Genomic DNA, 12500 nt, shown 5'->3' on the forward strand with positions numbered 1-12500 from the left:
CTGTCAGAACTTGCTGTGGCAATCGTCTTGCTGTCGGGACTGAAACTCACACCCCTGACAGAACCGCTATGCCCGTTGAGGGTTTTGAGTAGTTTGCCAGAGATGTCCCAGAGTTTGACTGTGCTGTCATCACTTGCTGTGGCAATCGTCTTGCCGTCGGGACTGAAACTCACACTATTGACATAATCGCTATGCCCTTCTAATATGTTACGTTCTCTGAATTGATTTTCGTCTGATTGTAAATATACTGCCTGCCGTAATGTTGCAATTGTCTGCATTCGGGTGCTTGGGGATGCATATTCGGCATTTTTGAGGTTTCCTCCTGCTTTTAAGCCTTCTATCAGGGAATTAAAGTTTTGCTCTAAAATAAAAAACGCTTCATTAGAATTCGTCAGGGCGTTAATTTCACTGATCGCGGCTTGTTTTTTTTGCTCTTCTGCCGTATGTGCTTCATTCACTGCTGTAAACGCTAACCCAGCAAATATTAGACTGGCGGCAATTGAACCCATCAAAGAGCCTTTGAGAAAATTCCTGAGCTTATCTTCACTAAGTTTTATTTGCTTTCTTTGTTCTTCCAGTTCCGCCATCAACTGTTTCAATTGTTTTACTTGTTCTCTTTCTTGTTCCAGTTCCACCATTACCTTCTTTAAGTTGGGTTCCTTTTGCTGGTGGATAAAGGCGGCTAAATAATCATGTACTAGTTGATAACGGTTCGCTGGGTTTTCTGGTAATAAAACCACTAAGCCAGATTTGACAAAAATATCTAATATCAAATCTAATTTATTGCCATTGCCGCTGGCATTTGTCACTAATGCTTGCAAATCTCTTTCTAGTTCAGCACGAGTCTTTAGGGGGCGAGTTCCTTTGTCATCGGTAAGCAAATAAAGCAATAATTCCGCTGCTGGCTGATTTTCTGTACCGCAGTCATCAACCACTTCTTTTAAGTAGCGCTTCACTAGTTCTTGTTTGGCGTTAGTCCCAAGTTCTTGATACTTCGCCAGTGTGGTAATCTCATCGGTTTGCAGTTGCGCCCCTACCACCTGCAACTCAATTGGGCGCACTTCTCCCAGTTCTCCGGCTAACTCTTGGACTAGTTGGTCAATTAACGCAGGTTCTAAATAAAAGGTAGTATGTTGAGTTAAGCGCTGAATAATTGCCTTAGCATCAGTGGGTGAAAAATTCCCCAACTCATAAAGCACATTATTGCTGAGTATATCATTGCCAATAATCTTCAGACTGGAAAGGCGATTGCATTCCAGCAAATAATGCAAGTAATCCATCCGCAGTGACAAAATCACTTTTACAGAGAGGATATTCAGACATTCTCCCAGGAACTCAAAAAACTGTCGTCTTTGTTTTGGTTCTGGGTAAACGAAGAAAAATTCTTCAAATTGGTCAAAAATTAGTACAGTTCGCAGGTTGTGTTGTTCGTTTTCCCGCAGTTGAGTGAGAAGAGTGAGAGGTGAGACGCGGGGACGCAGGGACGCGGGGACGCGGGGAGGTTTTGGGTTTGGATTGTCGTGTTCGGAACTTGGATTGTTGAGTAAAAAGCTTGGATTGTTATGTTCTGAACTCGGAGTGTCGGGTAAAAAGCTTGGATTGTTGTGTTCTGAACTCGGAGTGTCGGGTAAAAAGCTTGGATTGTTGTGTTCTGAACTCGGAGTGTCGGGTAAAAAGCTTGGAGTGTCGTGTTCCAAACTCGGAGTGTCGGGTAAAAAGCTTGGAGTGTCGTGTTCCAAACTCGGAGTGTCAAATTCCAACTCTTTTCCTTCCTCTATCACCGCGTCTCCGTGTCTCCCCGTCCCTGCGTCTTCATCTCCTCCCAACACCCGCCCCAACTCTTCTACCCAATTGGTATACACGCGAATAGCAACGACTAAGTTATCTTGTACGCCAATGGCTTTTTGTTTCAAAGCTGGGACTAATCCCGCATTGACTAAGGAACTTTTACCAACACCCGATTGCCCATGAATGACAATTAATTTATAATCTGGGCGACCGATGCGTTCTATTAACCTTTCTACATCCAATTGACGACCAGATGCGGCAATTTCTGGGGCAATATTATCTCGATTATCTACTTGTAATGCTGCTAAAACTTGGGTATCTAACTGTTTTGTGGCTTGTAATCTCCCTGCACCAATAAACGCCCGTAAACCAAATTGCTGCTCAATGGAATTTGCTTCTAGTTTGGCATCAAAGGCTTTGAGATATTGCTTTTGCTGAAAATATAAGTCTTGTAATTTATCCAGAATCTGCAAATAAATCTGGGGGTCGTTGTCTGTTATACTTAATTTTCTAGCTCGTTCTAAGTTATTAATTGCTGTTTGATGTTGTGCTAAATTCTCTTGGGCTAAAGCGATGATTAATAATAACTTTTGCCGATGAGAGATGACATTTATCTGTGATAACTCTAGCGGTACGGGCTGATGAGTCGTGGAGACAAATTTTAATGCTGTTTCGGCTAATTCTTGGGCTTGTTGCCAGTGTTTCTGTCCGAATGCTGACTCTGCTAAAAAACCATAATCCTGAGATATTTTCAGAGTATTATTCTCGGCTTCATGGAAAATTAAAGCCTGTTGGGCTAAAGTTTTGAGTTGTTGCCAATCTTCTAAATAGCTGAGGATGATGCCGAATTGCTCAAGGGAATTGGCAATTAAATCGGGGCGTTGGGCGGCTTGAAAGGCGGCGATAGTTTGTTGGAGATTATTTCTAGTTGGCTGTTGATTTACAGTCGCTTCTCTACAAGGTGCAGAGTTATGAATTAACGCTGTATCCGCCGCTTCATGATTGTTTGGCTGCAAATTTAGGCTGTTGGTGTCTAACCCCAGCCTTCTACGTGGTAGGCAATTTCTGTCATCTGCTCTAGCTTTTTCGTAATAGCAAATGGTAATTTGTGTAAATATCTTTCCTTGACGCTCAAAATCATTAATTGTCCGCCAATAATCTAAACTTTGATTATAATGCTCAATCGCGGCATCGAGATTTTTATTGATATATTCAACTAAACCCAAGACAAAATCACAGTTGGCTTTTAACTCAGGTGCTAAATCTGGTGTCCGAGTTTGTAATTCTTGCCAAGCTGATTTAATTTCCGAGAGACTTTCTAAATTTATATTTAAAATATTGGCAAATAATTCTGATGCAGTATGTTGGAGAAACTCAATTAAATCAGGAATAGCGATCGCAAAGTTTTTCGTAGTTGCCCAACTCTCTAAATCTGGCGCTATTTGCATTAACTGTTTGTGAATTTCATCGTTCACCCACAACACAATCGGGAAGGGGAAACTTTTGCGAAACTCTTCCCGCACCTGATTAGCAGCAGTCAACATTTGGGGTAAATCGTGCAATTTATCTAACCCCACAATCATCAAAGCTGGGACATTATCCCCACATTCCTCACGAATGGCGGTGTATAGTGTCCTTTGGGATGGTTTGAGAGTTAAAACGTGAATCTTAACCGTAGAGATTTCCTGTAATCTGGCAATTAAGCGATCGCGCTGTTGCACATAATTGCACCTTGCCAAAATCAGTTTAAATTGCCCAACAGAAGCTTGAATAGCCCAAGCTAGTTGTTGTAAAGAGCGATCGTGGTCGGTTTGCTGTTCACTCATAAATCAAGGGAACGGGGAACGGTGGATTTATATCCCCGACTTCTTCAAGAAGTTGGGGATCTGGGATATGGTCAGTCAGAATTAGCTGCTTAATTCTTTGGCTTCTGTCAAAATGGGGTTAACATCAAACCAAGACTCGCCGCGATCGCGATATTCAAAAACAAAGCGACTGCGAATCAGTTTTTGATATCCTTGGTCGTCGCTGACTTTTTTTCTCTGCTTGACATGACGTAATAATTGCCACTCATCATCAGAAATTGGCATTGTCATTTCGTTGCGACGCGCACGTATTACCTGTTCTAAGGTGTCACGGGAAAGGGGAAGGGTCATTTCTTCCATAATCCAGGTGTTTAGCAACCGCAACAAGTCGCGCACATGACCGCCACTCATGTAACATAAGCGGTCTAAGCTGCTGATATCGTCAAATATTTCTGTAATATGATTTAAACGCTCCTCTGGTTCCATGTAAGGAAAGGCTCTTGCTAAGACCATCTGCTGGATCAGTGCCATTCCCTTGTCGTGGATGCTACCATCAGGCCATTGTACGGGAACCATCGGCAAAACCTTTGGGTCTTCGGGGAATCGCTGAGTCAAAGTGCCATAATCATTAGAGAATTTCAGCGATAGGGGCATGGTATAAACTAAATGACAATTTAACTTAGTTAAAAACTCACCCTGATCGACAAATAAATATTCCTGTTGCGGACGACCCCAAGATTTGACGCGGTTATCGATGCGGTCGAGGTTATCGACAATTACCACTAAACCTTTTTTACCTTGTTGCTTAAGTTTGGCGATCGCAGGTTCTAACAGTTCGCGGTTAATGGCTTCGAGTAACTTGGTTTTCTGCGGCCCTAAATATTGATTGAGTTTTTCCCGCAATGTGGGATCGTTTTTGATTTTGGTGGTAATTTCCCCAATTCCAAAGGCTAAAGATACCTTTTCCTTTTCCGCCAAGTAACCCACATCCCCAAAACTGGGAACTTTGACCTTAACTGCTGTGACTTCGGAGTTTAAGACCTTCAAAGCACCTTGCAGCAATTCATTAAATTTGCTGGTTTCTGCCAGTGTAATTTTATCGAGACTTTGACTTACACGCCGCGCGATCGCCAATAATACATCGGCAATATCGACATCAGTCATTTCCAGGTCTTCGCTAGACTCAAAATACACTACATGAAAGCCTACCTTTTCTAGTTCCGCCTGTAACCTTAATAACTCCGTCGATTTACCGCAACCAATATGTCCAGTAAATAAAGTACAGGTAGGCTGATTTGGTTTAAAATATGTGATTTTCTGTTGCAGCTTGTTAATAATATCCCCGCCCCGCACCGCAGAAAAGTCTATATAATACTTTGCATCCAGTTCATTATTGATAAACAAAGTCCGGCTAGGGTCAGTAGCTTGAAAGAAGGTCAGTACATCTAAAGCCATAATGCTAGTATTCTATTTAGCTTATATGTGCGAAATATTCTTATTAGCAAGAAGACAGTTATTTACAGCAACTTAACTATCTATAATCTCTGTATATTGGGCATCACCTACGAAAATACAACCCCGATGCGATGACAATGCCCACTAGGTATAATTGAACATTCCAGTATTTATACTATAGTGAATCAGCAATAATAAGCAATGGTTAATAAATTCTAGACTGTAAATTTTTGTACAAGTGATTTAATCGGATTGTGTGATTAACGATCAACAATTTTCCTTAATTCTCCAAGGGTGCTGCTGGCGAATGGTAAGTCTTGGATTTTAATTTAGATAACAAAACTTATCTGGCAAATCTGAAATGGGAGCAAAGAAAAATCCCTAACCCTCCCCTTAGAAAGGGGAGGGTTAGGGTGAGGTAAAAATATTTGATACATTAATCATGACTTTTAAAACAACCTCTAAGTACTACTTCGACGAATATTCATGTAGATACTTTAATGCCCAATGCCCATTTTCATCATTTTTTATTTTTTCAACGCCAGCGTCAAACCATCGCCAATCGGTACTAAACTCAGAGTAATCCGCTGGTCTTGATGTAACTTTTCATTAAAGGCGCGAATTTTGCCAGTTCTGTTATCCTGCACTTGCGGATCGGCAACTCTTCCCGACCAAAGGACATTATCGATCGCAATCAGTCCACCCGGACGTACCAATTGTAGCGATCGCTCATAATAAACATCATAGTTGCTCTTATCCGCATCAATAAAGGCAAAATCAAAGGTTTCGGCTTCACCTGCGGCTAGCAATCTATCCAAAGTATCTAAAGCTGGGGCAATATGTAGGTCAATTTTATTTGCCACTCCTGCTTGCTGCCAATAACGACGGGCGATCGCTGTAAACTCTTCACTGACATCACAAGCTACTACCTTACCATCACTTGGTAACGCTAAAGCTACCACCAGCGTACTGTATCCCGTAAATACCCCTAACTCTAAAGTTTTTTTCGCACTTATTAATTTCACCAACAAAGCCATAAACTGCCCTTGTTCAGGAGCAATTTGCATCCTAGCCATCGGATGCTGGGCTGTTTCTTGGCGCAATTGAGCCAAAATTTCTGCTTCTCGCAAAGAGACAGACAGTAAATAATTATAAAGATGTGGTTCGAGTCCCAGTGTTTGATTTGTCATTGGTAATGGGCATGGGGCATGGGGCATTGGGCATTGGGCATTTGTCTCGGTTCCCTTGTCCTCCCTGTTCCCTTGTTTACCTAATCTCTACCATTTGCCTTTTACGATCAATAATAATATGCCAAACCCGAAAGATAATCACAACACCTTGCGGGAAGTATTAACCAACGCTAAAGCGATCGCCGTCGTGGGACATTCAGATAAACGCGATCGCACCAGCTATCAAATTGCTCAATTTTTAAAGCAAGCAGGTTACATAGTTTATCCCGTAAACCCCTTAGTGAAAGAAATTGATGGTCAGCCATGCTATCCTTCCCTCAGAGAAATTCCCGATAGTATAGATATTGTTAATATTTTTCGCCGTTCTGAGTATTTACCACAAATTATAGAAGCAGCAATTGCCATTAATGCCAAAACCGTGTGGGCACAATTAGGGATCTGGAATCAAGCTTCAGCACAGCAAGCTTTAGATGCTGGTTTAAACGTGATTATGGATGCTTGCATCAAAGTTGAGTATCTGCGCTTGGGAATAGATCGAGTCAAAAATCAAAACGCCACTCAAAAAGATTTTTGAGTAGCGAAAAACTAAATCTACAGGGAAAAGTATTTATTTAGGTATAACTATCAGTTTGTTATAAATTAGAAAACTCAATCTTGGGGGTACATTAGATGGACATTAGTGCATCTTCTGTTACCAAACTCGATCTGCGGAAATAAGAAGCAGAGTTCAGTCCGAGTTTATTACAATATTCAGCACATTTGCGGCATATAGCGGCGCAGAACTTCATTGTGTCATCGCCACTCATCTGTTCACAAGCCATAGCAGTGCGATCGCAAATTTGGGCGCACAAGCTACAGGTGTTTCCCATAAACTCAGAGCCGTCATTAATCATGTTGACGCACATCATGCACATTTCCGCGCAATCCCGCATCATGGACATCATCGTCATATCCATATATTGACCGCCTTGACTCTTGCAGTATTTAAGGGTGTCAATACAAGCTGTTTGGGATTCGATACAGATTTGTTTGCAAGCTTCCAATTCGCTGAGTATAGATTCAGTTGCGATCATCATCAAAAGTCTCCTAGTTTTCGCGGCTGGTAGTTTGGCTGACTTAATAGCAATGTAAAACTTTATTTTTGGTAAATCAATAGTTTTTACAGTGCGAGGAATTTCAAGGCCACTATATCTATGTACTTGACGTAAATTCAGCAGCTTGATAATATTTGATGAGAATCTAATTAGCTCAAATTCCCATCAAATAAGGGCTGAGACTCTTGTGCTAGCTATCCCGAATGACTTTTTTGAAGTAACCTCTCCCTGAATATCCAAAATTTACTGTCGCTTTGTTTGATTTATCCGGCTAGCAAATAAAAAATATTTCTGGAATCGGAGCGCTGTTATTTTCTAGTTGCTCAAACCTCAAAGCCTTATCTAGCAAACAATATAGTTAGATACATAATTGAGCGACCTCATTAGTTGAAAAAATGCTATGAGTATATTTTCTTATGTTTGATTTATATCAAAATTTCATGACTTTATTTCCATTCTGCAACAATACTCACCCTAGAGCGAGGGATATAGGATGTTTGAAAAGTTGCAAAGTATACTAGAAACCTCTCTCCAAACCTCTCCCCTACAAGGGGAGAGGCTTTGAAACCCTTCTTCCCTTGTAGGGAAGGGGGAACTCGGGGACTCCTCTGGAAATAGGGGGGAGAGGTTTTTGAGACTTAAATGTTACTCTAAATACTTTTCAAACATCCTCTAAGGCGGTGGAAATAAATCAAACTATGTTACTAAACGTAAATAGGCTTGAAACTCTTACCAATGACTAATGACAAAGGACAAATGACAGCCATCGCCAGTGATGTTTAATTGCGCCGACCTACTTACCAATGATCAATGACCAATGACAAAGCGCAAAGTCTGAGCTAAGGCTTCCTTAGATCAGAACTTTGTAAGAATGACGACCATAGCCACTTAGCTTTAATTACGCCGACCTACTTATCTTTCTACATTCCACTTTTTTTTGACGAAATTCTCTAACATAGATTATAATCTACACTAAACCAATAGAATTAGTGTAGATTACTGTTGAATTGAAGGTAACAATAGCAATGACATTAGCCCCACACATCAGTATTGAGAGCGATAAGAGTGTAAATCATCATTTTTTGTGGAAGATATATCAAATAGTTACAGCATTATGCAAGCGGCTATGGTGGCACACTAAAGCATATACAACAGTTTTCGGTATTATGTCTATGGCGTTTGCCAGTTTGGGCTTTTTATATATCCAGTGGTCTGGGAAAAAGCTAACTCAATCTCTTCAGAATGAGACTGTTGTCGAACAAAAATGACTCTATATAAAAGGTTGCAAATTACATCTTACCTTGCTCCCAATTGGTTTGAGTTTTATCAAGCGATCGCAGCTTATTTAGGTCGAGTTTTAAAACTAGAATTCCAACTACAGCAAGCTGAACAAGACCCTTTAGAAGACCCGCTATTATTCCAAGACAAAATAGACTTAGCTTTTATTTGTGGATTACCACTAATTCGCTATAGCCAAATAATTTCCCATCAATTGCAGACGTTGGTTGCGCCTGTGATGGAATCATTACGATACGGCAATTCTCCGATTTACTATGCAGATGTGATTGTCAATGCTCATAGTAATATCAAAAAATTTACAGATTTAGCAGGCAAAACATTCTGTTATAACGATCCTGGTTCTAACAGTGGTTACAATTTACTCTGCCATCGGTTAATTCAGGAAGAAGATCCGCAAAATTTCTTTGGTAAAACCGTACAATCAAACTTTCATCAGCGTTCAATTCGCTGGGTAGTTGAGGGATTGGCAGATTGTGCAGCTATAGACAGTGTGGTATTAGAACAAGAATTAAACAAATCTCCCGAATTATCACAACATTTGCGTGTGGTGGAAGTACTAGGGCCTGCCCCAATGCCACCTTTGGTTGTAGCACAGCATCTAGGTGTATCTTTAATTGAACAAATGCAGTTAGCGCTACTCCAACCAGATGCAGAGTTGCAAAAAGTGATGGCACAATTTGGAGTTAGGCGTTTTGCATCTGTGAAATTGGCAGATTATCAAATATTAAATCAAATTTATCGCGATCGCTCTTGTGTCAGCTTGCCATGAAATTATTTCTTCCTTTGCGTTTTTGCGCCTACTCTGCGAGACGCTGCGCGAACGTCGGTGGTTCATTTATCTGAAAATATTTGTAAATAAAATACTTTTGAACCGCAGAGGACGCAGAGAACGCAGAGAAAAATACAGAGTTTAAAGTACTAAACCACATCTATTTTGAAAACCATAGTTTTAAAAGTAGTGGGAGCATCTTGCTCCCTGCTCTTCATAGCGGGCAACTCCCTGCTCTTCATAGCGGGCAAGATGCCCGCACTACTCCAGGTTTCAAAATGGACAAGGTTTAAAAGCTTGAAGAAAGCGAATTTAATCAAAGAACAAATTTAAAATCAAAAATTACCGAATTTTAGATTTTGGATGAGATTCTCCAATCTAAAATCCAAAATCTAAAATCCAAAATTGATTCACGAAGCTGCATAAATCCAACTCTGCTTTTGAGCCGAAAACGCTGCATCTTGATAAACTTGCTGAAATAATACTTGCTGTGCATGACTCCCGCCAATTGTATGCAAGCGCGACAACACAGGTTTGAGTTCTGCAACGGTGGTGTTAAAATCACCTTGGGCATGAGCTACCATCCCTCTAGCTGCGGGAATTGCTACCTCTAGCCAACGCTGACGCAGAAACGGATTGATTCTCAAAGTATGATATTGCATACTCTGTAGCATTTGCTTTACCCAGTCATGGTGTCCAGCTTTGGTAAGTGCATAGACATAATGTAAATCCTGGAATGGTAATGCGTGTTCTTCAATCCGGCTGTAAAGATAAGGACTGATCGCTTCCCAACGGTTCCCCACATTTACACCGCGCAATTCTAACCGTAATAACAGTGAAATGGCTGATACTTGGTCTTTGGGAGATTGCTTGTTAGCACGTTCCCAAATGTGACGATCGTAGAGTTGGAGAACTTTTTGGTAGTTTTCTAACTGCCAATAATACAGTGCAATGTGCCACCAGTTGTGGGTGTAGAGCATAGAGTTGCAGTTTTCCCAGGTATCTGCAAAACTCTCCATCCAAGTTATCCCCTCATCGACTCTTCCCTGAGTTTCCATCAAATGGGCGATCGCATGATGCGCCCAAGGATCATATCTATTTAAGGCGATCGCTCTCAATGCCATCTTTTCTGCTGCTTTGAGTTGGTTACATTGTTCTAACCCAAACGCCACCATTCCGTATAAATAATGATTTTCCTGATTTCTAGGTAAAACTTTTTGCGCAATTTGCAGTAATTTTTCTGGCTCGCCTAAGTAAAAATAGTGATACTGTCCCTGTTGCACGGAAATCAAATCTTGGGGAAATCGGTTGGTGATTTTTTCGTGAATGGCGATCGCTACTTCAATCTCTTGATTTGCCCAAGCGGAAATTGCTTGCAGATATAATTTTTCTCTGGTAGTAATCTTTGCTGAATGCTGTTGTGCTATTTGCAAATATGGTTGAGCTTGCTGCCAAGCTTTGCTGTTCTCTTGGCTGAGATAATAAGCAGCCGCATAAGCATGAGCTAATGCACAAGTGGGATCTGCCGCAATTGCTTGCAAAATCGCTGTTTCTGCATCTTTGCCATAATAAAGCGCCTGATCGATGAAACGGTTAATGGCGGCGATCGCTTGGGCTTTTTCTGTCGTGACAACTAGTCCTTGTGCATCTTTAAGCATAATAAATTCCTTGCACTCAATTTTACAGTCGTGCTGGTAATATCACTATTAAACTACGGTAAATCTGTCGAATTAGTGTTGTTATGTTTATGAGTATGTCATACCCAATTCCAAACGGCAAGTATAAAACTACTAAAAGTTGATAGATTAACCGGATTTATTTTGCCCAAGGTCTTGATTTGCCTTACTAGCTGTGCGATAGTCTAAGAGTAAAAATAATACGGTAGACAGATAGACTTACCGTAATAAAAAATTTGGCTCTAACATAGATATCATGCAGCTACTTTGGTTTATTCCGACTCACGGTGAAGGGCGCTATCTAGGTACTGCTATAGGCGGGCGGGTAGTCAACTTTGATTACTGGCGACAGATTGCCCAAGCTGTGGATCATTTGGGTTTTACAGGGGCATTATTACCTACAGGCCGTTCTTGTGAAGATGCTTGGATTTTGGCATCTACTTTGGTAACACACACCAAGCAGATGAAGTTTTTGGTAGCGATTCGTCCGGGGTTGATGTCACCGGGAGTAGCAGCACGGATGGCGGCGACATTCGATCGCATTTCTGGAGGGCGATTGTTGATTAACGTCGTTACAGGTGGCGATCCGGTGGAATTGGCGGGAGATGGATTACATCTTTCTCATGATGATCGCTACAAATTAACAGCTGAATTTTTGACAGTGTGGCAACAGATAGCAGGAGGGGAAACTAGCGACTTTCAGGGAGATTATCTTAACATTGAAGGCGGTAAGCTGTTATTTCCCACAGTCCAGAAACCTCATCCGCCGCTGTGGTTTGGCGGTTCTTCAGCCATTGCGCAAGAAATTGCGGCTAAACACGTAGATGTGTACTTAACTTGGGGCGAACCACCAGAACAAGTGGCGCAAAAGATTGCTTCGGTTCGCCGACTAGCAGAAGCACAAGGTAGAACAATCCGGTTTGGGATTCGTTTACACGTAATTGTGCGGGAGACTGAAAGCCAAGCTTGGGATGCAGCCAACGATTTAATTCGCTATGTAGATGAAACTGCGATCGCTAGAGCCACTCAAGCCTACGCGCGTATGGACTCCGTTGGACAACAGCGGATGACAGTATTACACAACGGTAGTCGGGAAGCATTGGAAATTAGTCCGAATTTGTGGGCGGGAATTGGCTTAGTGCGTGGTGGTGCTGGGACTGCTTTAGTAGGCGATCCGGATACCGTGGCGCAAAGAATGTTTGAATATCAAAAGTTAGGTATCGATAGCTTCATCTTTTCTGGTTATCCCCATTTAGAAGAAGCATACCGAGTAGCAGAATTACTCTTTCCTCGGTTACCCCTACAAAATCTCCCAACCCAACAACCGCAACTATTAAGTCCCTTTGGTGAAGTTGTAGCTAACCAAGAATTCCCAGAACAGCCAGTAAAAGAAAAGACAATTGCTACCGTAGATTAACATCAGG

Annotated in this window: 9 protein-coding genes; 4 read left to right on the plus strand and 5 right to left on the minus strand. The window is 41.4% G+C overall.

The annotated features are described in order from the left end of the window. The 3 genes from AACU32_RS37455 to AACU32_RS37465 form a co-directional block, all read right to left on the minus strand. Positions 1-3614 (minus strand): nSTAND1 domain-containing NTPase (locus tag AACU32_RS37455; protein ID WP_096607294.1); only part of this gene is annotated, 3614 nt, incomplete at its 3' end. An 81-nt stretch (positions 3615-3695) separates the two neighbouring features. Then, positions 3696-5048 (minus strand): P-loop NTPase fold protein, encoded by a 1353-nt coding sequence (locus AACU32_RS37460; protein WP_096607295.1) that lies wholly within the window; start codon positions 5046-5048, stop codon positions 3696-3698. 527 nt (positions 5049-5575) lie between these two features. Then, on the minus strand, positions 5576-6238 hold the full coding sequence (locus AACU32_RS37465) for a class I SAM-dependent methyltransferase (RefSeq protein ID WP_096608349.1): 663 nt from the start codon (positions 6236-6238) through the stop codon (positions 5576-5578). A 118-nt stretch (positions 6239-6356) separates the two neighbouring features. Between AACU32_RS37465 and AACU32_RS37470 the strand changes: the two genes are divergently transcribed. Next, on the plus strand, positions 6357-6812 hold the full coding sequence (locus AACU32_RS37470) for a CoA-binding protein (protein WP_096607296.1): 456 nt from the start codon (positions 6357-6359) through the stop codon (positions 6810-6812). 91 nt (positions 6813-6903) lie between these two features. Here AACU32_RS37470 and AACU32_RS37475 read toward each other — a convergent pair whose 3' ends face one another. Then, complete coding sequence (locus AACU32_RS37475; protein WP_339378594.1) at positions 6904-7317, minus strand: four-helix bundle copper-binding protein; 414 nt, start codon at positions 7315-7317, stop codon at positions 6904-6906. A gap of 1040 nt (positions 7318-8357) precedes the next feature. On the opposite strand from AACU32_RS37475, the gene AACU32_RS37480 reads away from it, so the two are divergent. Both AACU32_RS37480 and AACU32_RS37485 read left to right on the plus strand, forming a co-directional pair. After that, the gene (locus AACU32_RS37480; protein ID WP_096607298.1) at positions 8358-8600 is read left to right on the plus strand and encodes a hypothetical protein; all 243 of its coding nucleotides are present in this window, start codon (positions 8358-8360) and stop codon (positions 8598-8600) included. Then, entirely contained in the window at positions 8597-9400 is an 804-nt protein-coding gene (locus AACU32_RS37485) for a PhnD/SsuA/transferrin family substrate-binding protein (RefSeq protein ID WP_096607299.1), read from the plus strand. The genes AACU32_RS37480 and AACU32_RS37485 overlap by 4 nt, the downstream gene beginning before the upstream one ends. Positions 9401-9810: 410 nt before the next feature. Here AACU32_RS37485 and AACU32_RS37490 read toward each other — a convergent pair whose 3' ends face one another. Then, positions 9811-11058: a tetratricopeptide repeat protein gene (locus AACU32_RS37490; protein WP_096607300.1), complete on the minus strand. Its 1248-nt coding sequence runs from the start codon at positions 11056-11058 to the stop codon at positions 9811-9813. Positions 11059-11332: 274 nt separating this feature from the next. On the opposite strand from AACU32_RS37490, the gene ssuD reads away from it, so the two are divergent. Continuing rightward, positions 11333-12493, plus strand: a complete 1161-nt coding sequence (gene ssuD / locus AACU32_RS37495) for an FMNH2-dependent alkanesulfonate monooxygenase (RefSeq protein WP_096607301.1) — start codon at positions 11333-11335, stop codon at positions 12491-12493. Positions 12494-12500: the final 7 nt, after the last annotated feature.

Source organism: Calothrix sp. NIES-2100 (assembly GCF_963875285.1).
In the GTDB taxonomy this organism is placed as follows: Bacteria; Cyanobacteriota; Cyanobacteriia; order Cyanobacteriales; family Nostocaceae; genus Aulosira.